This window comes from Streptomyces sp. NPDC037288 (genome assembly GCF_055603265.1).
Map to the genome: position 1 here is coordinate 12,154 of NZ_JBVJVY010000056.1, position 21,298 is coordinate 33,451.

The following is a 21,298-nucleotide window of genomic DNA, read 5'->3' on the forward strand; positions in this document are numbered from 1 at the left end:
CGGCGAACAGCTCAGCCCAGCAGCTCGGCGCTGCCGACCGGTTCGCGCCGTTCTTGTCCGTTGATGCGGTGCCGTTCGATGGACGAGCGCCGGTACACCTCCTGCCGCACCCGCTGGATCTCGCCGATGGGCCGGTGTTCCTCGCGTGATCGCCACGGCGTGATCGACGTGGCGTCGGCGGCCGCCAGGTTGTCGTCCCCGCCGATGTCCTGGCGCGGGAGATCCACCCGGGCCACCGTCACCCAGGGGGACAGGTCCTCGGGCCACTTGACGGACGTGTTGTCCACCGGCATCCGGGCCAGGTCGGTGTTGAGCTGGACCTGGAGCTCGAAGGAGTGGTCTCGCTCCGCGGCCTCGGCCACCAGGGTGCGGCGGAATGCCTCGTTGTCCGCGCGCACATCCACGATCGGGTGCGTGAGGGAGCCCAGGGACGCAGCCGTCGGCACGGTACGGATCTTGGCGATGTGGTCGCCGTACCGGAAGGCGCCCATGCTGTTGTAGGTGTACGACAGCAGGTTCCTGCGCGGAACGGCAGTGAACGACAGCATGGCGAGCAGTTCGTCCCACAGCCAGCTGTCGGGATCGGTGAGCGTCTGTCGGCGGGTCAGGAACTCCGCCATCCAGGTCTTGCGGCGGGCTGGGTCCACCAGGGCCTCGGGCAGTTCGGCGAACAAGTCCTCGATCACCATGTAGTCGTAGGCGGTGTTCGCGAAGAAGACCTCGTTGTTGATCAGGTTGAGGTCGAAGGTGCCGCTGTCTCGTTCGTCGTCCAGTAGTGAGGGGCCGGCAATCCCGAACAGCTTGATGCCCATTCCGCACGCCGCGCCCAGCTGGTGGTCGGGGCGGTGGTGGCCCAAGCCGTTCGAGTAGCGCACGACGGCGTCGTACGTGGTCGGCCGGGCGAAGATCCCCTGCCCGTAGAAGTCAGGGTTGTCACCGACCGTGACCGTGGCCTTGAGGAGGCCGTAGGTCTTAGCGTGGGCAGTGCGGACAGCTCGGCCGACGGTTTCGCGCTCGACGGAGACGCGAGTACGACGTGCCACCTGGGCGACAACTGCCTCGATCTCCTCCTCGTAGGACGGGCGTTCGATGGGACGGTATTCCTCGTAGCGGACGGGCTTCATGGTGCCGCCTCCCTGTCGTGGTGCCAGTACCCACAGACGCTAGTACGCAATTTGATTGTGCACAACGTAACTGTGGGCTATCACACGTGCTCGCGGCAGCCCACCCGGTGCCGGGCACCGCGGCGCTTGCGCACGCCGGTGGCACGTCCAGGCCGCAGCCTGTGATCTACCGGCATCTCACCGGCCGCGAGAGCCAGATCAATGGGGAGCAGGTGGGTGCAGCGTCTGAGGCGGTTCCAGTGCGGTGATGGCCGCACCGAGGGCATGTTCCCGGGAATGTGAGGGGCCGAGCGCCCGTAGGGCGAGGATCACCGGCCGGGCTTTGGCTGAGGCATGGGTTACATACCGGCGCCGGATGAGGACAAAGCCGCGCGGCGTACGTATTGCCTTCCCAGAGAGAAGAAGGGAGACCCGCCACCGGGGCGCCCTTGGCCCGTCAGGAACAAGACAAGCTGAGGAGGACCCGGTGCGCAGCGACGACGCCAACCCTGAGCGGACTCCCGCCTCGGACCCTGACATCGCGCGAGAGATCAGGGACTCCTTCCAAGCCGTGCTGGACGCTTTGGATGCCGCACGCGCCGACCTCCTGCGCGACGAGCAGCTGAAACGCGTCGAGAGCCCGCCTCAGCCCGAGAGCCGGCACGGTCACCCGGCCGGGGATGCCCGCTTTCCCCAGCCGACCCCGTCCCCGTCCTCGGCTCCGGCTTCCTCCACATCCGGCCGGGCGCTTCCGGTCAGACGTGTGCCGTCGGTCACGCAACCAGAGCGTCCCGAGCTCCACCGGTCAATCGCCGCGGAATCGCTGCGGACTGGCGGGCTGCACCAGGCCGACACCCCGCACGCTGCCGTGCCGGAGCCACCGGCGTCGCCCCGAGGGCTGCAGGCCGTCCCGTCCCCGTCGCTGGGAAAGCCGCCGTCGGCCGGTGGACCGGGCCCGGAGGCTGTCGCACCGACCGTGGATCCGGGCCCGGAGGCTGTCGCACCGACCGTGGATTTCGCCGCTCCGGCTCCTTGGCCAGAAAGCGGACGGAGCAGGAGTCCCCGGCCGGGCAGGACCCGTGGCAGACGGCGGCGCTTCACGAGCCGCAGGGACCTGCGGGTCTCCGGAGTCCTGGGGCTGGGAGCGGCGAGCGGGTTGATCCTCGCCGCTTGGCTGCTGACCGACCGCAACGCCGAGCCTGCGACCTCCTCTTCGCTCCCCGGGCACATGGAAGCCCCCCTGAGTCCCGCACCGAAGGACCCCCCTCCCGAGGCTCCAGGGCAGACAGACCGCCCGCAACCCAGCACACCGGACCCACCGCTCCCCGAAATACCGGGCACGGGCCTCCTGCGCCAAGGCGACAGTGGCCACGGGGTCTACGAGTTGCAGGTACGTCTCCGACAGATACCGGACATCTACGACGGCGGCGCGATCGACGGCCGCTACGACGCGGAGGTCGGAGCGGCCGTGGCTCTCTTTCAGAAGCGCTACGGGGTCCGCGGCGATGAGAGCGGGGTCTACGGCGACAACACACGCTTCGCCCTCATGCTGCGGACCAAATGACCAGGGGCAGAAGGCCGGGGGTCCAGGAACCAACGGCGGCGCCGATCGCGGCAGGACGGCTGGTACGCGGGCGTCACGGCAGCTGGGCTGCACCACCATCGCGTGGTACGACAACTCATATCAGAGCTACGACCTGCAGCCGATTCTCTGGGAGGTGACGCTCTGTTGCTGCTCGGTGACTGAGGGAGAACGGAGATCGACCGGCCGGCGACGAAACTGTCGCCGCCGTGCTGCCGGTGGATGGTGCGCTTCTCTGTAGTCGCTGGAGGCCCGAGGTGGGATACTGGATCTTGGAAGATCCTTCTGCCGGCCTTGGTATTCGCCGACCCGGCAGTGAGGGGAGGCGATTTCGACGATGTGTCGCATGCATTTTTCCGTCGGAAGAACTGTCGGAATCCCCGGAAACGAAGCCCCGGTCGCGGAAAATCCCAACCCACAGCGTGGGCTGTCCGAGCTACAGAAAAAGCTGCCCGGGCTATGGAAGGATCTGCGTCTCACTCTTACGCCTGTCAGGGTGCTTCGCGGCTTGACGATCGTGTTCGCGCTCCTGCTGTTTGCGATGCTCGTGGACATCTTCTATGCCAGCGCGATAGAACACACTCAGAAGCTGGTTGCCTCGGTCATCGCGGTTTTCGGTGCACTGGTCCTGGCTTTCCTTGTACTGGCGAGCCCAGGCGCCCTGGAGGAACTCTCATTCGGCCCCTTCAAGGCAAAATGGCGACTCAAGGAGCTCGAAACCAGAGTCCAGTCACTTCAGTTGGCCGTTCTCAGCCTGCTCACCTGCCATGAGCGAAGCCACCTGGAGAAGCTGGCCGGAGAGGAAAGGAGCGATGCCGTAGAGTACCAGGATTCGATGTACCGGGAACTGGACCGCCTTCGAGCACTCGGGTATTTGAAACCGGTCGACGGTTCCACGGGACTAATAGAAATGAAGGAGAAGTTCGAACACAAGGAACGTAAGGAGGACCGATGGTTCCACCTCAAAACTTACGTGCAAATCACAGCTATGGGCAGGAAGTACCTAGAGCTCTACGCAAGCTGGGTTCCAAAGATATATGTCACATCCGCAGGCGAGGTGCGGATCGGCGGGAAGCGCTACGGGCCGGCTAAGGACTGGCCGGAGATCGTGGACTTCGCCGCCCAGGAGGGCTTGATGAGCGAGCCGTCCTGGGAGGATCTGCGAGGCAGACCCCCGGAGCGCTTGAAGCCCCCTGAGCAGCTGAGTGCCTCCCCATGAGTGGCGACCCACTCCCCACCATGGGTGCCACCGCCCTCTCGCACGGCACCGCGTTCCGGGTTTGGGCTCCGAACGCCGAGGCTGTGGGCATCGCCGGATCGTTCGACGGCTGGGCCATGGTGCATCCGATGACCGCCGAGAGCGGCGGCTACTGGGCCATACAGCTGGCGGTAGCTCGGCCGGGCGACGAGTACAAGTACCTCGTCACCCCCGCCCAAGGCGCCGCGAAGTGGAAGATCGACCCGTACGCGCGCAGGCTAACCAGCTCAGCCGGCAACGCCGTGATCGATACCACGGAGTTCTCGCACTTCGACTGGGGCGCAGACCCCTGGCACTGCCCGGGCTGGGACGAGCTCGTCATCTACGAGCTGCACGTCGGCACCTTTGGCCGCGGCTCCGGACGGGCGCCCGGGCGGCTGTGCAACGTGGTCGAGCGACTGGACGAGTTGGCAGAGCTCGGGGTGACAGCGATCGAGCTGATGCCGGTCACCGAGTATGCCGGCGAGTCCTCCTGGGGCTACAACCCGGTGTCCACGTTTGCGGTTTCGGCCGACTACGGCTCCCCAAGTGAGCTGAAGGCCCTGGTCAGGGCGGCCCACGCGCACGGCTTGGCCGTGCTGGTCGATGTCGTCTACAACCACCTCGGGCCGGACGACCTCGACGACGGGCTGCGTCGCTTCGACGGCTGGTACGAGAACGACGGCGACGGCATCTACTTCTACAACGACCGGCGCCGCGAGTCAGGCTGGGGTCCGCGCCCCGACTACGGCCGAGTCGAAGTCCGCCGGTATCTGTGCGAAAGCGCGCTGTTCTGGCTAGAGGAGTACCGCATGGATGGCCTGCGCTGGGACGCCACCGCGCGCATCCGAAACGTCGACGGCGACGACGACCCTGCCGAGATTCCCGACGGGTGGACTCTGATGCGGTGGGTCAACGACGAGATCGACGCCCGCCAGCCATGGAAGATCAGCATCGCGGAGGACCTCCAGGACGATCCCGCCGTCACTACCGCCACCCCGACGGGTGCCGGCTTCGACTCCCAGTGGGACGCCGGGTTCGCCCACGTGCTCCGCTCGGCACTCACCGCCGCGCAGGACGGCGAACGCAGCATGGCCCAAGTGCGCACCGCGATCGAGCACCGGCTCGGCGGCAACGCGCTGGCTCGGGTCATCTACACCGAGTCCCACGACACCGCGGCCGAGGCCCATGGACGCCTGCCCGAGGCGATCTGGCCGGGAAACGCCCAGAGTTGGTACGCCAAGAAGCGCACCACACTCGGCGCCGCGACATTGCTGACTGCACCCGGGATACCGATGCTCTTCCAAGGACAGGAGTTCCTGGAAGACCGGACATTCGACGACCGCACCCCGCTCGACCGGGACAAACGCGGGTGCCACCGCGGCATCGTCCAGCTCTACACGGACCTCATCGCACTCCGGCGCAACCGCGACCGCACCACCGCCGGCCTGCGAGGCAGCCAAGTCGACGTGTACCACTGCAACGACGCCGACAAGGTCATCGCCTTCCACCGATACGCGCGGGGCGGCCCACGCGACAGCACCATCGTCGTCCTCAACTTCGGCAACCGCCGCTACAACGGCTATCGCATCGGGCTACCACGTGCAGGAAACTGGCACGTCCGGTTCAACAGCGACTGGGCAGGCTACGACCCGGAGTTCGACAACTCACCCAGCCTCGACACCCGTGCAGAGGGAATCGCGCAGGACGGGCAGCCATGGTCGGGCGTAATCGGCGTCGGCCCCTACAGCGCCGTCACCCTGTCGCAGGATGCCTGAGGAAGCAGCGGCGCCGGATAGGCGGTGCAGGCCGCCAATTGAGGTGTTCGTGGAGGTCGACTCCGCCATACCGCCTCGTGCCGGGGACCCCAACCGGCAGCCATGGAACGACGTCTCGCTTGACCGGCACCAGCCCCAGCGCGTTGCGCCGGAATCGACGGCCGGGCCTCGACGTCCGGGGTCGATGTCTCGGCCCGTGAGCTTCTCATCGGCATTGGCCCGGAAGGCGGTGTGTCCGGGGCCTTCGGTCTGGACATCGTCAAACCGGATGCGCCGAGGGCGCGCGACCGGGCCGGCGGTCCGCAGCTGTTGTCGTTCGCCCACCCGATCAGCAAGATCACCCATGGAATTTCTTCCCCGCTGGACGATCTCGTCGGCCAACTCGTACGACGCCGACCATGACCGGGACGGACGAAGCTGCCGGCAAGGACCGGGCCGACGCAGGACCGTACTACCTGCTCTTGATTTGTACGCGCTTGATGTTCACCGGCAGCGTCGGAAAGCCGTCTCCCGGCCCGTTCTGGTCGTCCTCGCCGCCCACCGCGATCTTCTGGAGCACGTCGAGGCCCGCGGTGACTTTGCCGAACGGCGTGTAGGCGGGCGAGAGTCTGGTGTCCTTCCAGACGAAGAAGAACTGGCTTCCGTTGGTGTTGGGCCCAGCGTTGGCCATCGCCACCGTCCCGGCAGGATAGGTCGCCCCGGTCAAGTTCTCGTCGGGGAATGAGTAACCGGGTCCGCCGCTCCCGGTGCCGGTCGGGTCACCGCACTGGAGCACGTAGATGCGCGCGGTGGTGAGCCGGTGGCAGTGCGAGCGGTCGAAGTAGTCGCGCTGGGCGAGGAACTTGAAGGAGTACGTGGTGCAGGGAGCCTTGTCGGTCAGTGCCCGGAAGGTGATGGCGCCCTGGCCGGTGCGCAGCGTCGCGCTGTACGGCTTGGCGGCCTTCACCGGGTCGAACACCGGTATCCCTTTGAAGTTGTCTGCGGGAACGGCCGGCGTGTAGGTGCAGGCGGCCGACGGCGCGGCAGGGGGCGGGGTGTCGGCCGCGGCCTGTGTCGCGATGCCAAGGAGGAGCAGGGCGGAGGCGGCAAGCAGGGCGCTTGGCTTACGGAGCACGAGACGGTTCCCTTCGGGTCAGCACCGTATGGGCATGTCATGGCCGCCTCATCCTGCCCGCACCGCCGTCCGGGTGAAACCCCTGCGCCATGCACCGTCAACTTGGGCGGGTGGGCGGCGCGGCAACCGGACGACAGGACACGGACAGCACGATGGGCGGTCCTCTGACCGGCACGCCAGCCGCGGCCGTGGCGGTGCCCCTGGCACACCCTGGGTGGCCACTTCCAGGACTCCCGGGCCTTCTGGGCGGCTGTAGGCACAGGCGTGCCGGGAAGGTGCCAGCAACGCGAGACCTGCCCGCACACGCCCGAGGGATGAACGCGACCAGGACCGCGGGCTGGGCGCCGGCGGTCAGACCGGATCATCGACGGCACGGAGATCAGCGTGCGACGCCCGGCCGCAGGTCGCAAAGACCGGGACAAGGACGCCCTCGCCGCCTGGAACGCGGCACTGGAGCAGACCGGGACCTGACCCGCCCCAGCCCAAGAGCAGCGGACGCCACTTCCGCCGCTGCTCCTCATTGCCATGCCCACACCGCGCCCGACGGGATCCCCGCAATACCTCGAAGGGGTGATCCGAGCTGTTCGAGCGATGCAGGCGCACCTCGCGACAAGGCCCGCTTGACCAAGGCCACCCAATAGAACATCCGTCCACGATCTGCCCCGGATCCGCCCGTGACAGACCCGTCCGGGGGCCGTTGTTAGAGCACCAGTACCCCTCGTGCGTCCATCTGGAGGACTCCGTGAATCCCGTGCACGTACCCGTGAATCCCGCCGCCGTATTCGAACGTCCCGTGCCGGCTGGCCCGTGCTCCGCACGATCCGGGCGCCCGGTTGACGCCGCCGCCCAGCGCGCAGCACGATCCGATACGGGGTGGACGGCATGAGTGAGCCCACCGATGCATCACCCGACAACGTCCCGGGGCCGCGCACCGCCCCGCTGGAGTCCACCCCCTCTTCGTTGCGCCCCGGACCGACGACCGGGACCGACGCGTCCTCTAAAGCCGAGCCGGATGAGCCATCGGAATCGGCTGCCAGTGAGCCGCAGATGCGGTATGTCGATCTGACGGGGAGCCGTGAAGCGGCCGGCCGTTCGATCAGGATGCGCGATATGGCCCGGCGGCTGCCCCAGCTGGTACGCCGGTCACTGGCCCTCGCGTGGCGCGTCGACCGCCGAGCGACCATCGCTCTCCTGCTGTGCCAGGCCGTCACCGGCGTGATGCAATCTCTCGGCCTGGTCGCCATCAGCGGCACCATGACCGCCCTGCTCACCAGCGGAGACGCCTACCAGCGGCTCCTTCAGGCGTGGCCGTCTGTGGCCCTCCTGGCCGGCACCGCCGGCGTACGCGCCCTTTTGGGGATCACCGTCAACTGGCTGTCCTCACGGCTGGGCCCACTGATGTCGCGCGAGGCCGAGCAGATGCTGCTCACCGGCTGCGCCGAGGTGGAGCTGTGCGCCTATGACGAGCCCGACTTCAACCACGACCGCGAAGCCGCCGACCGCGGGGCGCAGGTCACCGGGGACCTGATCGACGAGGGGCAGGACCTGATCGCCTCGTCGGCCTCCTTCGTCGCCGGAGCGATCGTGCTGGCCGGCGTGCACTGGGTCCTGCTCCCCCTTCTGGTCGCGGCCAGCCTGCCGCAGGCCCTGGCCCAGGTCAGCGCCGCACGTGTGCGATACCTGGCGAACCTGCGCAGCAACGGCGACCTGCGGATGCTGTCGATTCTGCGCTGGCACATCTACACCAAGGAGGCCGCCGACCAGATCCGTGCCGGCACCATGGCCGGTTTCCTCTCCGGCCGGTACCGGCAGACGGTCGCCCGGATCAACCGCGAGGACCGCGCCGCCGCCGACAAGGGAGCCCGCATGTCCCTGATCGGCGCACTGTGCGGCGGCGTGGGGGCAGCGGTCGTATGGGCGGCCGTCGTATGGCTGCTGGCCACCAGCCGCATCAGCGTCGGACACGCCGGGACGGCTGTTTTCGCCTTGCAGACGGTGGGCCAGTCGGTCCGCGGTCTGGTCTCGGTAGGGGCGCGCGCCGTGCGCACGGGCCTGTACATGGACGACTGGAGCGGCTTCCTGGACAAGGCCGGAGGGTTCCGCATGCGCCGGGGCGCGCATCACCCGGGGCCGCCGAAGAAGATCGAGATCAAGTCGGTCACGCACCGGTACGCGGGCAAGAACCAAGACGCTCTGTCCGACGTGACGCTCACCCTGCGCCAGGGCGAGGTCACCGCCCTGGTCGGCTTCAACGGCTCGGGAAAGTCGACGCTGTCGAAATTGATCAGCGGCCTGTACCTGCCCACCGACGGGCAGGTGCTGTGGGACGGCGTTCCCACCGGCGACGCCGAACCGCAGGCGCTGTGGCAGCAGGTGGCCCTGGTACCCCAGACCTATGCACGTTGGCCTTTGACGGTGCGGGAGAACATCACCCTCGGGCAGCCCTCGACGCGTGGCGACGCGGCGGTGCGTGAGGCGTGTGAGGCCGCCGGCGCCGACGAGGTCGTCGACAAGCTCGGCGCCGGCCTGGACACCCTTCTCGCCCGCGAGTGGCTCAACGGGGAGGAACTGAGCGGGGGCCAGTGGCAGCGCATTGCTCTCGGACGGGCGTTCTTCCGCCAGGCGGGGCTTTTGGTCCTCGACGAGCCGACCGCGAACCTCGATCCGCTTGCCGAGTACCGGATTTTCCAGCGGCTACGGGGTCTTGCGCGGGACCGGGTGGTACTGCTGGTGACCCACCGCATCACCAGCGTCGCCGTAGCCGACCGGATCGTCGTTCTCGACGAGGGCAGGGTCGTGCAGGAGGGCACCTACGAACAGTTGTCTCAGCAGCCCGGCTTGTTCAGACAGCTGCTGTCCTGCCAGGTCTCCTCGGATGCCATGGACGATGACGAACAGCGGCAGGCACGCGCATGAACACACGGCCGCAGAAGAGCACCGTGTTCACGGACCTGTCCGCCGCCGTGAGCACACGGCACACCGCCCTGCCACCCCGTCCGGATGCCGATGTGCTGACCGGCCCACGGCCATGTGAGGCCCCCCTTCGTGTGCGGCGGAAGGTGTTCCTCCTCCACGGCCGTGTCCCGGGCAGCGACCCGGGCGTGGACACCGCGGTGCCTGGGATGCCCGGGCAACACGATCACGCGCCCACGGTCGCGCCAGGCGTGCGCCCGAGGGGTGCCGAGGGGGTATGTCATGTCCTCCCCGTGTGAACCCGTCTCGCCGGCCGGACGGACGTCGCTGTGGCAACACCAGGACTTCCGTCGGTACCTGACCGGCCAGGCCGCCAGCGTGGCCGGCAGCTCGATCAGCTCGATGGCCCTGCCCGTGCTGGCCGTGCTCGAACTGGATGCCGGCCCTGCCCAGGTTGCCTGGATCACGTTCATGGGCCAACTCCCGCCCGCGCTCCTGGCGTTGCCCGCTGGAGCGCTGGCCGACCGGCACTCCAAGCGGAAGCAGATGATCACCGGGGATCTGGTCAGCGCCGCCGCGCTGGCCAGTGTGCCGGTCGCGGCGGCGCTGGGCAGGCTGTCTCTGGCCCAGCTCATGGTGGTCGCTGCGGTGCAGGGTGCGGCGGGCGTGCTGCACGACGCCGCCGCGATCAGTCTCCTGCCCAGCCTGGTCGGCCGGTCCCTGATCCAACGGAGCAACAGCCGTATCGGCGCCCTGTTCGCCGTCGCCGCCACCGCCGGCAGCAACCTCGGCGCCGCCCTGACCGCGCTTCTCGGACCGGCCCGGGCACTGCTCGGTGACGTCGGCTCCTACCTCGTCAGCGCCTGGTGCACCGCCCGCATCCAGACACGCGAGACCACCCGGGCGCGAGCAGGAAGCCGCCGTCTGCACACCGAGATCGGTGAGGGCCTGAGGTACGTACGCCGTGACCACCGGCTGCGCACGCTGACCCTGGTCAACGCGACCACCTCGGCCGCCCTGGCACTCCTCAACACCCTGTGGGCCCTGTACCTGCTCAAGTCCCTTTCGATGAGCCCAACCGCCTTCGGGGTGGTCCTGGGGCTCGGAGCCCTCGGCGCGGCGGCAGGTGCGCTGGCCGCCCCGGCGCTCGCGCGACGGTACGGGCCCGGGCCGATGATGCTCGTCGCGCTCGCGCTCACCCCGCTCACCCAGATCCCGCTGCTTCTCGCCTCCCCAGCCCTGGCCTGGCAGATCGGCATCTGCGCCGCCCTGTTTCTCCAGCTGGCCTGCGCCGCGGCGGCGGGAACCACCCAGCGCTCCATTCGCCAGGTCGTCACCGCCGCGGGCATGCAGGCCCGCATGCAGGCCGTGAGTACCTGGCTCACCTCAGGCGCCCGGCCGGTGGCCGCCCTGGCCGCGGGCGGCCTCGGGACGCGGATCGGCGTACGGCCCACCCTGATCGTCGGCACCTGCCTGCTCCTCGTCCCCCTCATGGTCCTCCACCGCTCCCCACTACGCGGCCTCCGCCAGATGCCCGGACCCCAGCCTGTCCCCTCCCGTCCAGGAGATCCACTCGTGCAACCACCCGTCCCCTCCCCCTCCCCTTCACCCGACGCGGCCCGTGCTGACGAGGGACAGCGCAACTGGAGGCGGCAGAAGTGAGCTCCTCGGATGGAAACGTCCCCCCGGCCCAGGCACGAAACCGCCCAGCGGCCAGATGGCACTTCCAAGCACCGCGCCGGGACGTGGGATGCGTCCGCGCTGCCCGGCCCGAGTACTGCAACGACGGCCGAGGGCTCAGCTACACAAGAACGAGCAGAGGGCTCCTCGTCGAGCGCCTCCAAACGCCCGAGTATGCCCGAGCCCATGTCCGCTGACCTGCTCGCTGTCACCACTGCCGCACGCACCGCGATGGTCGACCGCCTCGTCACCGATGGTGTGCTGACCGATCCGCTGCTGCGCGACGCCCTGCTCCAAGTCCGCCGGGAACTGCTCCTCCCCCACGCCTACCTCCGGGAGAGCGGTCCTGGCATCGAGCCGATCCAGTGGCGGCTTCTGGACGGCGCTCATCCCGACGACCAGGCGGAGTGGCTCGACCTCGTCCACAGCGGCGACTCCGTCCTGCTGCAGCGCGACGGCGAGCCGCTGGATACCCTCGGCCGGGGTCCGGTGACCGGCGGCCACATGACCTCCATGAGCACCTACGCTCCCGCCACCGTCGAGGTGCTGCAATGCCTCAACCTGAAGAGCGGGCAGCGGTTCCTGGACCTGGGTTCGGGTCCGGGAACCTCTCTCGCGCTCGCCGCCGCCATCACGGGCCCCGGCCTCGCCACCGGCGTCGAACGCGATCCGTACATGAGCCTGTTCGTCCAGCGGAACCTGGACCGCCTCGGGCTGGGAACGGCGGTCATCGAAGGTGACGCGCTCAACGGACACGCCGCCGCCGCACCGTATGACCGGATCCATTCCGGCATCGGCGTGCCGTCTCTCCCGCTGGCATGGGTGGAGCAGCTCGCCGCCGGCGGCACGCTGCTGACCACGCTCGTGACCAGAACGCCCAGCTGGCCCGGCCAGATCCGCGCCACCCGCACGCTGAAAGGCAGGCTTCAGGTGGTGCTGACGGGCAGGCCGCGCGGCCACGTCACCGCAACATGCCAGAACCAATATCAACCTGACCAAGCACTACTGGTTCACCGAGAGCTAAGGGCGCTGTGTACGCAGTGCTCACGACACACGAGGTGGGCAAGGGCATGATCGGTCGGCGGGCCGACGTCGCTGGTCCGCCGGTCCAAGGGGGAGAAATGAGAATTAAACACGCATTGGCTGTTACCGCGGCCGTGGTGGCCGTGCTGGGATCGACCGTGGCCGCCGCGCCCGCCGCGAACCTCACACCGGACGGCTGTGGAGACACCAGCAACGGGGGGCAACTGTGCATCAGAGGCGGGCACGTGGGTACAGCGGGCACGTACAAGTTCGCGGTCTCCTACTGGAATTCCGCGCACCCCGACGACCCAGAGATCACCGTCGGACTCGGTATGGAGCACTACAACCGGACGAACAAAAGCGTAAGCGTTGGGTTCGGCCACAAGAAGACCCGAAACGGATACGCAGAACTCTCTAAGGGGGTTCACATTGACGCGGAAGAGTGCGTGCGAGGCGTCATGACGTACAAGGGGAAATTCTATATCACCAAGTGGGTCTGTCCCTGAGCGCCCGAGCGGTACGTTCACCACGCCCCGCCTCGAGCAGCCGGCGCCATCGGCGGAGGCAGAGCGAGTGACTTGTCGGCCGCTCGTGATTCGGAGCGTCTGCGTGCACATCCGCATTCCATGCGGCAAGCAGTTACTCATACGCGCCCCAGCTATCCGCCCACAGCGGACGGTTGGGGTGCGCAGCCACCCGTCGTCGTAACGCCGTGAACGGCCCCGTCGTGATCGGCTGACCGAGGACAGTCTCCAACCGCGCCGTGTCGGGGGAAGCGCCTTCGTCCAGGCGCTCACGCTCCATCCGGTCGGCGTCCGGGTGCCGGCCCTCGCCGAACAGCAGCTATCTGCCGCTGTGTCACCGTCTCCCCGGCGCTGAGCCCGAGCTCGGGCAGGAGCGGGTGGGCAGGGTCTCATAGTCGCGCGCCAGGCGGCGATGGAACATCAGCCTTCCGTAGGTCCGTTCCACAGTCCAACGTTCTGGCAGCGGGGTGAATCCCCCGGCCCCGGGGGTACGTTGGACGATTTTCATGTCGATGCCGAGGGTGGCGGCGTGCTGGACGAGGTGCTGGCGGTAGCCGCCGTCCACCCAGACTTTCCGGATCGCCGGGTGGGCGGCCGCCACCTGGTCGACCAGGTGGGTACCGGCGAGGGAGTCCTGCACGCTCGCGGCCGTGACCAGTACCGCGAGCAGTAGTCCGAGGGTGTCGGTGACGATGCTCCGCTCGCGGCCGACGATCTTCTTGGCCGCATCCGTGCCCTGCCCGGTGGCCGGGACACTCGTGGAGGTCTTCACGCTCTGCGCGTCGATCACACACGCGGACGGCTCCGTACCCTTTGACCGGCTTCTCCCGGGCATTCCAGACTTCTCCGGTCGATTCGGGCCGGAGTTTCCTCATGAGCAGGAAGGTTCTTCCCTTGCGTAGCTCACGCACACGAATACAGCGCATCGCCGTTTCGGCAGTCAGCGCCGCGGTGTTCCTGATGGGCGGCTCCGCGCTCGCCCACGCCGACGGCGGCAAGCAGAGACCCGTCCCAACCTCCGTCGGCACGCCCTCCGTTAGCGCGAGGCACGGTGCGACCCCGGCGCCGAAACCGCCCTCGCCTTCCCCGAGCAAGGGTCTGCCCCCTGCCAAGCCGACCGACAAGAGCGGCTGGACGGACGCGGACGCCCTCAAATTCTGGACGCCCCAGCGCATGGCCTCGGCGGTCGACCCCGCCAAGCCCAAGGCGACCCCGAACGCCAATGTCCGGCAGCGGGGACTGGCAGCGAGCATGCCGACCGCCGAGCACTTCCTCGGCATGAAGTCGGTCGGCACCCTCTTCACCTATGACAAGAACCCGACCACCGGCGAGATGCAGGCGCACACCTGCACGGCCAGCGTGGTGGAGAGCCCGGGACACAACCTGATCCTCACCGCGGGGCACTGCGCCGGCGGCAAGGCGGTGTTCGTGCCCTGGTACCGCACCGAGTACCCGCTGGACAAGCAGGAGTACGGGTTCTACCGCGTCAACGACTGGTTCGTGGACAACCGGTATCCGGCGGGGCACGAGATCAAGAGCAAGGCCTCGGACCTGGACTTCGCCTTCGGCAGCCTCGCGGCCTCGCCCAGCGACAAGAAAGCCCAGGACGTGGTGGGCGCCAACACCCTCGCCCGCACCCCGGGGTACAACCTCAACCTGACGATGGTCGGTTACCCCATGGCCAAGTACGACTCGGAAGACCACGCCGTCCGCTGTCCGGTCCAGACCCGGCCCCTGTCCGGCTTCTACCAGATCCAGGCCCTGTGCCGGGGTATGTACGGCGGCGTCTCGGGCGGCCCCTGGTTCTCGAAGATCGACTCGGCCTCCGGCACCGGTGTGATCGTCGGCAGCGTCGGCGGCTACAACGGCGGCGGCAATGACGCCAACGTCGACTACATCACCTACAGCCCGGCGCACGGCGACTGGTTCTTCCGTCTCTACGAGGAGGCCAAGGCCAACCAGCACGTCAACCACGGCAGCTCGTACGACCAGCCTCCGCTCCCGTACTCGCTGGGCGGCGGCGACACCTGGCAGCACGCCCAGCTGATGGCCTCCGGTGACTTCAACGGCAAGGGCCGCAGCGACATGATCGTGGTGTGGACGGACGGCGAGGTCACCCTTTACAACAGCGACGGCCGGGGCAACTTCACCAGCGAGCGCCAGCTGATGCCCAAGAACACCACCTGGCCGCACGCGGAGACCATCACCGCCGGTGACTTCGCCGGCTCGAACCAGTCCGACCTACTGGTGCGCTGGTCGGACGGCGAGGTCACGCTCTACGGTGACGTCGGCTCCAATGGCCTGAAATGGGCAGGGACTCAGATGGCCGACCCCAACAAGACCCACCTCTGGAAGTACGCCACCCAGATCACCGCGGGCCGCTTCAACGCGCAGCAGTACGTCACCGACCTGATCGTCCGCTGGTCGGACGGCGAGGTCACCCTCTACACCAACGTCAGTGCGGGCAGCTTCGGCCAGGAGTACCAGCTCGTCGACCCCGACAAGTCGAACCACTCCTGGCAGGACGCCAACCTGCTTACCGCCGGTGAGTTCTCCGGCCACCAGAAGTGGGACCTGATGGTCCAGTGGGCGAACGGCGAGCTCGACAGCTACGTCGGCACCGGCACTTCCGGCCTGGGCAGCGCGTCGCGGGTCAAGGACGCCAACTCGACCTGGACCCACAACACGGTCATGACCGCCGGCGACTTCACGGGCAACGGCCGTGCCGACGACCTCGTCGTCCGCTGGTCCGACGGCGAGACCACGATGTACATCGACACCACCGCCAACCACCTCGGTACCGAGGAGAACCTTGTTCCTGCCGCGTGATCCGGTCGACGCACGGCACAGCGGCGGCGCTCCGAGCCGAGCGCACTATCGTCGCGCGCGACCGGCCCAGTCCGACGCATCCCTTCTCTGCGACCTCGTCGGCGCCTTGGCCCGCGATGTCGAGGAGCGGACGGTCCAGGAGTACCGGAGCCTCCTTCGGGGCCGCTCGTGCCCGCCTGAAGTTCCCCGATGATCTGTTCGGCCATGTGTCGCGCAGGCCCAGGCCGAGGGTCCTCCGGATGCGCGTACGGGCTGAGGATCTTCGAGCAGACGAACAGCCTCATCAGCTTGCCATCCCGATTCTCGAAGTCATGCCGACGTTCTGCCATACGCGATCGGCCAAAGCTGGGACGGCAAGCGAGCTTGCCCACAGCGACGCGGAGTCCAGCCCTTGCGGGGCGTTGCCCCAGTCCTCCCAGTCGAAGAGGCTGAACACCGGTGCAGTGACGTTGGCCCATTTCAGGTCGGCGTGGGCCGGTGCCCATCGCTGGACGGTCGTATCGACGTCGCCTGCCTGATGAGCAGTCAGCCCCCGGCGAAATCGCGCAGAACGCCGTGCTGCTCAAGTTCAGCATCGTTGGCGAACAGCCGATCGGGCATGCTCGATACGGGCAACGGCGGGTCATTGGCACGGCCAGACGCCACGAAGCACGCAGAAGCCCCGGGCGAGAATGCCCGGGGTTTTGCGTTGCTGCCTGGGCCGCCTCCGGTCCGGTGCCCTCCGAGGCGTGCGCGATGCGTGCACAACTGTTTGGGCAGCGAACTCACTCGCGGTGATGGAGAGCCTGGTGCCGGTGGTCCTTGGGGCGTGGCGCCGTAGGCCGCGCGGTGGGCGCGGCTGAAGTCGGCTGCGCGGGCAAATCCCCAGCGGGCGTCGATAGCGTGGAGGGGGACGGCCTGGTGCGCCGGGTCGGCAAGGTCACGGCGGGCCGCCTCCAGGCGAAGGCAGCGTATCCACGCGGCGACCGTGGCGTCCTCGTCCTGGAAGAACTGGCAAGTTGAAGGGCAGTGCCCGCTTCCGTAAGACCACGGTCTGCAAGGCACGGCAACCCGGACGCTTCGCAACTCACGTGGTGCAGAGGCGGCTTCACAGGCATCGTCCGCCTACGTCTCGTGGGCGTAGCAGAGGCTCAGGTGACACGGCTGGCAAGGCGGGAATTCCTCCCAGGTGTCCTGGGCCCGGGTGGCGTCCGTGCTTCAGGGCCGGAAGATGCGGTCCAGGTGGTAGTGGAGGACGGCCGTGGCGGATTCGGCGTCGCGCTGGCCCACCAGGACGCTGGTGCCGAGCCCCGCGGACATGGCCAGCAAGCCGACCGCTTCGGCATGGGTGTCCGTGCCGGCCCGGAGCAGTCCGGCGTCCGCCGCCTGCTGCAGCAGCCCGGTGAGGGTGATCTCGGCGGTGTCGGGATCCTTGATGAAGGGCTGGGCCGCGAGGGCCTCGTCGGTGACCGACAGCACGGCGTACGAGGTGTAGAGGTGATGGAACAGGCGGCTCTCCTCGTCGACCGGCAGGGCCGCCGTCAGCAGCGCCTCGATCACCGCCCGCGGTCCGGGGTTGTCATCGGCGGCGCCGAGCCGGGCGGTCACCCGTTCCGCGAACCTGTCGGTCAGATGCCGCAGTCCGAAGAGGAGCAGCTTCTCCTTGGACTCGAAGTAGTACTGCACCAGCCGCAGTGAGACGCCCGCCTCGGCCGCCACGTCCCGCATACCTACAGCGTGCAGCCCTTGTCGTCCGGCGGCCCGGACGAGGGCCTGCGCGATCTCGGTGCGCCGCTCTGCGTGATCCACGCGCTTGGGCATGCTTCGACTCTCCGTTCCTCGGATCGCGTCTCCGATTTTTGATGATACAGCCGTACCACGTTTGTGGTACGTTCGTATCACAAAGACCGACTGCCCAGGAGGTGGCCGTGCCCGAGCCCACAACAGCCCGTTCCCAGCCCGATGTCGGCCGCTTTGTCAGCGACGCCTGGCGTGCGCGCTACTTCGCGGCCTGCGACGCGGTCTACGCGCTGGGTGCGCCCGCGTCCTGGGAGGAGGACGTGGAGACCTCCTTCGGGACCACGCACGTCTACCGCTACGACCCCGAGGACCCGGCCGCCCGCGAGCGCACCCCCCTCGTCCTCGTCCACGGAGCCGGCTCCTGCTCCGCCATGTGGTACCCGAACACTCCCGCCCTCAGCGCCGAAAGGCCCGTCTATGCCATCGACACCCCGGGCGACCCCGGCCGCAGCGTGCAGCGCGCGCCCATCCACGAGCCCGAGCGCGCCGCGCAGTGGCTGGACGAGACGCTCGCCGGCCTCGGGCTCGACCGTGTGCACCTCCTCGGCTCGTCGTACGGCGGCTGGCTCGTCCTGAACCAGGCGTACCGCGCGCCGGAACGCCTCGCCTCGGTCACACTGCTCGACCCAGGAGGTCTGGAGAAGGTGGGATTGCGCTTCTTCGTGTGGATCTTCGCCAGCCTGTTCGCCACCTTCGCCCCCAAGGCGCTGCGGCCACGGCTCGCGTCCTGGCTGGAACAACCCGTCCTCGTCGTGCCGGAACTGCGCACCATGATCCGGACCGGCGTGCGCGCCTACCGCATCCGCCGGCCCGTGCCGCAACCCCTCACCGACGCCGAACTGGGGGCCGTCCGCACGCCGTTGTACCTGGTGCTCGGCAGGCGCAGCCTCCTGGTGCACCCCGACCGGCAGGTCGAACGCGTGCCCCGGCTGATCCCCGGCGCAAGGGCCGAGATCATCTCCCGGACCGGCCACGGCCCGCAGATCGACCACGCGGAGCTGACCAACCATAAGATGCTCGACTTCATGAATGCCGCCGACCTTGGGCTGCCGACATCACGTTAAGGACCGCCCGGCGGGTCACGCGCGAAGCCAAAGCCGGACCGCGGCTACAGTCACGGTGCCGTGAAAGACGTAGGCCCGCTTGTCGAAGCGCGTTGCTACGGCCCGGAAGCTCTTGAGCTGATTGATTGTCCGCTCGACCTCGTTCCTGCGGGCGCAGCGTGAACGGTCGAAGCTGGTGGGTCGACCTCCTCGGCTGCCGCGGTTCTGGCGGTGGGTCCGCTGGTCGCGGCGCTCGGGAGCTGCACCGCCGGGAGTACGTTCCAGCCGGGCAGGCAGCCCTGCGGGCTGTACAGGACCCGTGTGCTGCACCGCCGCCGGAGAGGGCGTCCGACCAGTCCGCCCGCCCGCCACGTCGTCCTGCTGCCTTGGCGGAAGCTGGCCGGTCACGGCGCGCCGGCGCCGCACCACCGGCTCCCCGAACAGCTCAGAGACACTCACCTCGGGAAGTCACACACGGCGGCGGACACCACCGCGAGGATTACGGTGGTCACCGCGATGGCGACCATCACCGCCCGCCCGTGCCACGCCTTTGACCGCAGTTTCCCACCGAACCTGTAGTGCGCCAAGGGTGCCGGTATCCATGTCTTACCGGCACCCTCTGGTGTGGGGTCAGCCGGGCCAGGTGCCGGTCAGGCGTTGGCTGGCGGTGGCGCCGGCGCGGTCGACGGCGGCCTTGACGCCGGCGAAGATCGCGCCCTGCAGGGTGGCGGCGAGCAGCACCTCGCGCCAGGTCCGTTCCTCGTCGGTGGCGTCCGGGGCGTCCTCGTCGTGGCCGAGCATCTTCCACGCCTGTTTGAACACCGCTCCGGCAATCACGCCGCTGACGGCTCCCAGTGCCAGGCCGACCGGCTTGTAGGCGATCTTCGACGCCTTCATACCGTCATCCCTTCCTGCGGCGGCAGGCCAGCCACAGCACGAACGCGCCGGCGGCTGCCGCGAGCAGTACGGTGCGGTTGTCCCGGGCGATCCTGGTGCCTTGGGCGGCCTTGGCCCGCACCGGCTCCGGCGCCTTCTCCTGCCACAGCTGCCCCGCCTGCGTTGCCTTGGCCCGGGCCTGCTCGGCAGCCTGGGCCGCCTTGTCCTTGACCGGGTCGGGCAGCTTGGCCTGTACCTGGTGCGCGACGTCGGCGGCCTTGGTCTTGACCTCGCCGGTCTTGGCCGCAGCCTGCTCCTTCACTGCGCTCGCTTTGTCCGCGGTCACCTGCTTCACCTGAGCGGCCTTGTCCTTCACTCGGGTCTTCACGTCGGTCTTCGCTGCGAGCGCCTCCACCGTCTCCCCGAGCTCGGAACGGGTCTGCTCTACCTGCTCACGCAGTTCCTCGGGGCTGGAGGCGGTGGGCTCGTCGTGAGGCGGCTGGGTCATCGCTTCGCACTCTCCTTGATCTCGGCCACATCGGCCTTTACGTTCTCGACCGTCTGCTCGGGGGTGGGCGGCGCGGCCTGGCTGACCTGTTTCTTGCCCGTCAGCGCCATCACCGCGGCGATCACGCCCAGGACGGCGGTGACGGTCAGTGCCGCGCCCCACACCGGCAGCAGCAGCGCCAGCGCCGCGATCACGGTCGCCACCAGGGCCTGCAGCATCAGGAACCCGACTACGCCAGCGCCGCCGAACAGGCCACCGCCCTTGCCGTACCGTTTGCCCTTCTCCTTCATCTCCGCCTGCGCCAAGCGCAGTTCACCGCGCACCAGCTCGGTCAGCTGCTGCGAGGCCCGCTGCACCAGCTCGCTCACCGGCTCCTGACCGGTATCCCGGTCACCTCCGGTGACATGCGGCTGCGTGCCCGACACGGCGATCACCTCCCGCCATTCTCGCTTCCGGCCAAGCCGCTCACCGCGTCCCGGCCCTCACGAGCGCGCGAGTACCCTCAGCGGGCCGACTCAGGGCCCGCAGACCACATTCCTGCGACGTCTCACCACGGCAACCCGCTGCGCAGACGCTGGCGGAGCAGCAGGTACGGGGGCGTGGCGGGTGAACCAGACGCTGGCCAGGCCGATGAGCGCCCCGGTGGCGACGTCGCTGGGGTAGTGGGCGCCGGACGCACCCGCTCTGCGGCCACCATCACCGCCGGCACCGCGCACGACGCGCGGGCCAGCGGCCAGGCGGGGGCAACGGCCGCGGTGAAAGCGACGGCGGCCGCAGTGTGCCCGGAAGGGAACGAGGACGACTGAGGGCGGTCCTCGACCTCGTCGTGCGGGAACCACTCTTTGGGCGGCCGGGGCCGGTCCGCCAGCTGCTTGCACAGGCCGTTGGAGGCCAGCTGCGCCACCGCCGGCGCCGCAACGCCCGACGCCGCGGCACGTCGACCGTGCCAGCCGCCGACCACCGCCATCACCACGGCCGCGCCGCACCACAGCTTGCTGCTCTCCGCGGCCTCCTCCACCGCCGACAGCACCCTGCCCACAGCCCGCGGACAACAGGCAGCCGCCTGCTGTGACAGACGCCGGTCAACATCGCGCAACCCCGCCAGCTGTCTCATGCAGTGCAGATATCCGCGATGACCTGCCCACACGTGCACGGCGCCTCCATGGGGGACGCACGCAGTCCCACGCCCAAAACTATGGTGCCCCACCACATACGCCTCTAATGGGCCTTGTCGGGCCGTGGGGAAGACTACGGTCCGTAGCCGCCAGCAGGTGAGCACTCCAGGTCTCCGAATCATTGCGAGTTCTGA

Annotated in this window: 17 protein-coding genes and 4 pseudogenes; 10 read left to right on the top strand and 11 right to left on the bottom strand. The window is 68.5% G+C overall.

Annotated elements, in window-relative coordinates:
* Positions 1-11: 11 nt before the first annotated feature.
* Positions 12-1,124, bottom strand: coding sequence for a catalase family protein (locus ACZ7GZ_RS37215; RefSeq protein ID WP_471031381.1), 1,113 nt, complete (start codon positions 1,122-1,124; stop codon positions 12-14).
* Positions 1,125-2,331: 1,207 nt separating this feature from the next.
* Here ACZ7GZ_RS37215 and ACZ7GZ_RS37220 point away from each other — a divergent pair.
* The 4 genes from ACZ7GZ_RS37220 (at position 2,332) to ACZ7GZ_RS37235 (ending at position 6,102) form a co-directional block, all read left to right on the top strand.
* Positions 2,332-2,667 (top strand): peptidoglycan-binding domain-containing protein, encoded by a 336-nt coding sequence (locus ACZ7GZ_RS37220; RefSeq protein WP_471031417.1) that lies wholly within the window; start codon positions 2,332-2,334, stop codon positions 2,665-2,667.
* A gap of 364 nt (positions 2,668-3,031) precedes the next feature.
* Positions 3,032-3,904, top strand: a complete 873-nt coding sequence (locus tag ACZ7GZ_RS37225; RefSeq protein ID WP_471031384.1) for a hypothetical protein — start codon at positions 3,032-3,034, stop codon at positions 3,902-3,904.
* Between the two features lie 20 nt (positions 3,905-3,924).
* Positions 3,925-5,700, top strand: a complete 1,776-nt coding sequence (locus ACZ7GZ_RS37230; protein ID WP_471031387.1) for an alpha-amylase family glycosyl hydrolase — start codon at positions 3,925-3,927, stop codon at positions 5,698-5,700.
* A 231-nt stretch (positions 5,701-5,931) separates the two neighbouring features.
* On the top strand, positions 5,932-6,102 hold the full coding sequence (locus ACZ7GZ_RS37235) for a hypothetical protein (protein ID WP_471031389.1): 171 nt from the start codon (positions 5,932-5,934) through the stop codon (positions 6,100-6,102).
* Between the two features lie 49 nt (positions 6,103-6,151).
* Here ACZ7GZ_RS37235 and ACZ7GZ_RS37240 read toward each other — a convergent pair whose 3' ends face one another.
* Complete coding sequence (locus tag ACZ7GZ_RS37240; RefSeq protein WP_471031390.1) at positions 6,152-6,814, bottom strand: peptidylprolyl isomerase; 663 nt, start codon at positions 6,812-6,814, stop codon at positions 6,152-6,154.
* Positions 6,815-7,861: 1,047 nt separating this feature from the next.
* Between ACZ7GZ_RS37240 and ACZ7GZ_RS37245 the strand changes: the two genes are divergently transcribed.
* The 4 genes from ACZ7GZ_RS37245 to ACZ7GZ_RS37260 all read left to right on the top strand — a co-directional run bounded on the left by ACZ7GZ_RS37245 (position 7,862) and on the right by ACZ7GZ_RS37260 (position 12,936).
* Positions 7,862-9,730: an ABC transporter ATP-binding protein gene (locus tag ACZ7GZ_RS37245; protein WP_471031392.1), complete on the top strand. Its 1,869-nt coding sequence runs from the start codon at positions 7,862-7,864 to the stop codon at positions 9,728-9,730.
* Between the two features lie 279 nt (positions 9,731-10,009).
* Positions 10,010-11,389, top strand: a complete 1,380-nt coding sequence (locus ACZ7GZ_RS37250; protein WP_471031394.1) for an MFS transporter — start codon at positions 10,010-10,012, stop codon at positions 11,387-11,389.
* Positions 11,390-11,593: 204 nt separating this feature from the next.
* The gene (locus ACZ7GZ_RS37255) at positions 11,594-12,481 is read left to right on the top strand and encodes a protein-L-isoaspartate O-methyltransferase family protein (protein ID WP_471031396.1); all 888 of its coding nucleotides are present in this window, start codon (positions 11,594-11,596) and stop codon (positions 12,479-12,481) included.
* The gene (locus ACZ7GZ_RS37260; RefSeq protein WP_471031399.1) at positions 12,478-12,936 is read left to right on the top strand and encodes a hypothetical protein; all 459 of its coding nucleotides are present in this window, start codon (positions 12,478-12,480) and stop codon (positions 12,934-12,936) included. The genes ACZ7GZ_RS37255 and ACZ7GZ_RS37260 overlap by 4 nt, the downstream gene beginning before the upstream one ends.
* Before the next feature lie 388 nt (positions 12,937-13,324).
* Here ACZ7GZ_RS37260 and ACZ7GZ_RS37265 read toward each other — a convergent pair.
* Positions 13,325-13,768, bottom strand: a pseudogene (locus tag ACZ7GZ_RS37265) (transposase); the annotation flags it as partial.
* 80 nt (positions 13,769-13,848) lie between these two features.
* Here ACZ7GZ_RS37265 and ACZ7GZ_RS37270 point away from each other — a divergent pair.
* Positions 13,849-15,783, top strand: coding sequence for a trypsin-like serine peptidase (locus ACZ7GZ_RS37270; RefSeq protein ID WP_471031401.1), 1,935 nt, complete (start codon positions 13,849-13,851; stop codon positions 15,781-15,783).
* Between the two features lie 173 nt (positions 15,784-15,956).
* On the opposite strand, the pseudogene ACZ7GZ_RS37275 reads toward ACZ7GZ_RS37270, so the two are convergent.
* The 3 genes and pseudogenes from ACZ7GZ_RS37275 to ACZ7GZ_RS37285 all read right to left on the bottom strand — a co-directional run.
* Positions 15,957-16,288: pseudogene (locus ACZ7GZ_RS37275) on the bottom strand (hypothetical protein); the annotation flags it as partial.
* Between the two features lie 296 nt (positions 16,289-16,584).
* A pseudogene (locus ACZ7GZ_RS37280) lies at positions 16,585-16,761 on the bottom strand (helix-turn-helix domain-containing protein); the annotation flags it as partial.
* A 219-nt stretch (positions 16,762-16,980) separates the two neighbouring features.
* Positions 16,981-17,583 carry a TetR/AcrR family transcriptional regulator gene (locus ACZ7GZ_RS37285; RefSeq protein ID WP_471031404.1) on the bottom strand — a complete coding sequence of 201 codons (603 nt, stop codon included), beginning with the start codon at positions 17,581-17,583 and terminating at the stop codon, positions 16,981-16,983.
* A 107-nt stretch (positions 17,584-17,690) separates the two neighbouring features.
* Between ACZ7GZ_RS37285 and ACZ7GZ_RS37290 the strand changes: the two genes are divergently transcribed.
* Positions 17,691-18,626, top strand: a complete 936-nt coding sequence (locus ACZ7GZ_RS37290) for an alpha/beta fold hydrolase (RefSeq protein WP_471031406.1) — start codon at positions 17,691-17,693, stop codon at positions 18,624-18,626.
* Positions 18,627-18,641: 15 nt separating this feature from the next.
* Here the strand turns inward: ACZ7GZ_RS37290 and ACZ7GZ_RS37295 are convergent.
* The 5 genes and pseudogenes from ACZ7GZ_RS37295 to ACZ7GZ_RS37315 form a co-directional block, all read right to left on the bottom strand.
* Positions 18,642-18,863, bottom strand: a pseudogene (locus tag ACZ7GZ_RS37295) (IS5/IS1182 family transposase); the annotation flags it as partial.
* Between the two features lie 372 nt (positions 18,864-19,235).
* Positions 19,236-19,502, bottom strand: a complete 267-nt coding sequence (locus ACZ7GZ_RS37300; RefSeq protein WP_471031409.1) for a DUF4235 domain-containing protein — start codon at positions 19,500-19,502, stop codon at positions 19,236-19,238.
* 4 nt (positions 19,503-19,506) lie between these two features.
* The gene (locus tag ACZ7GZ_RS37305) at positions 19,507-19,989 is read right to left on the bottom strand and encodes a DUF3618 domain-containing protein (protein ID WP_471031412.1); all 483 of its coding nucleotides are present in this window, start codon (positions 19,987-19,989) and stop codon (positions 19,507-19,509) included.
* Positions 19,986-20,414, bottom strand: a complete 429-nt coding sequence (locus tag ACZ7GZ_RS37310) for a phage holin family protein (RefSeq protein ID WP_471031420.1) — start codon at positions 20,412-20,414, stop codon at positions 19,986-19,988. The genes ACZ7GZ_RS37305 and ACZ7GZ_RS37310 overlap by 4 nt, the downstream gene beginning before the upstream one ends.
* A gap of 122 nt (positions 20,415-20,536) precedes the next feature.
* Positions 20,537-21,103 carry a phosphatase PAP2 family protein gene (locus ACZ7GZ_RS37315; protein ID WP_471031415.1) on the bottom strand — a complete coding sequence of 189 codons (567 nt, stop codon included), beginning with the start codon at positions 21,101-21,103 and terminating at the stop codon, positions 20,537-20,539.
* Positions 21,104-21,298: the final 195 nt, after the last annotated feature.

What these genes read in the sequence shown, in the direction of transcription:
- ACZ7GZ_RS37215 (WP_471031381.1), bottom strand. Translation starts at nt 1,124, where the DNA reads ATGAAGCCCGTCCGCTACGAGGAATACCGTCCCATCGAACGCCCGTCC.
- ACZ7GZ_RS37220 (WP_471031417.1), top strand. Translation starts at nt 2,332, where the DNA reads ATGGAAGCCCCCCTGAGTCCCGCACCGAAGGACCCCCCTCCCGAGGCT.
- ACZ7GZ_RS37225 (WP_471031384.1), top strand. Translation starts at nt 3,032, where the DNA reads ATGCATTTTTCCGTCGGAAGAACTGTCGGAATCCCCGGAAACGAAGCC.
- ACZ7GZ_RS37230 (WP_471031387.1), top strand. Translation starts at nt 3,925, where the DNA reads ATGGGTGCCACCGCCCTCTCGCACGGCACCGCGTTCCGGGTTTGGGCT.
- ACZ7GZ_RS37245 (WP_471031392.1), top strand. Translation starts at nt 7,862, where the DNA reads ATGCGGTATGTCGATCTGACGGGGAGCCGTGAAGCGGCCGGCCGTTCG.
- ACZ7GZ_RS37250 (WP_471031394.1), top strand. Translation starts at nt 10,010, where the DNA reads ATGTCCTCCCCGTGTGAACCCGTCTCGCCGGCCGGACGGACGTCGCTG.
- ACZ7GZ_RS37255 (WP_471031396.1), top strand. Translation starts at nt 11,594, where the DNA reads ATGTCCGCTGACCTGCTCGCTGTCACCACTGCCGCACGCACCGCGATG.
- ACZ7GZ_RS37260 (WP_471031399.1), top strand. Translation starts at nt 12,478, where the DNA reads ATGATCGGTCGGCGGGCCGACGTCGCTGGTCCGCCGGTCCAAGGGGGA.
- ACZ7GZ_RS37285 (WP_471031404.1), bottom strand. Translation starts at nt 17,583, where the DNA reads ATGCCCAAGCGCGTGGATCACGCAGAGCGGCGCACCGAGATCGCGCAG.
- ACZ7GZ_RS37300 (WP_471031409.1), bottom strand. Translation starts at nt 19,502, where the DNA reads ATGAAGGCGTCGAAGATCGCCTACAAGCCGGTCGGCCTGGCACTGGGA.
- ACZ7GZ_RS37305 (WP_471031412.1), bottom strand. Translation starts at nt 19,989, where the DNA reads ATGACCCAGCCGCCTCACGACGAGCCCACCGCCTCCAGCCCCGAGGAA.
- ACZ7GZ_RS37315 (WP_471031415.1), bottom strand. Translation starts at nt 21,103, where the DNA reads ATGAGACAGCTGGCGGGGTTGCGCGATGTTGACCGGCGTCTGTCACAG.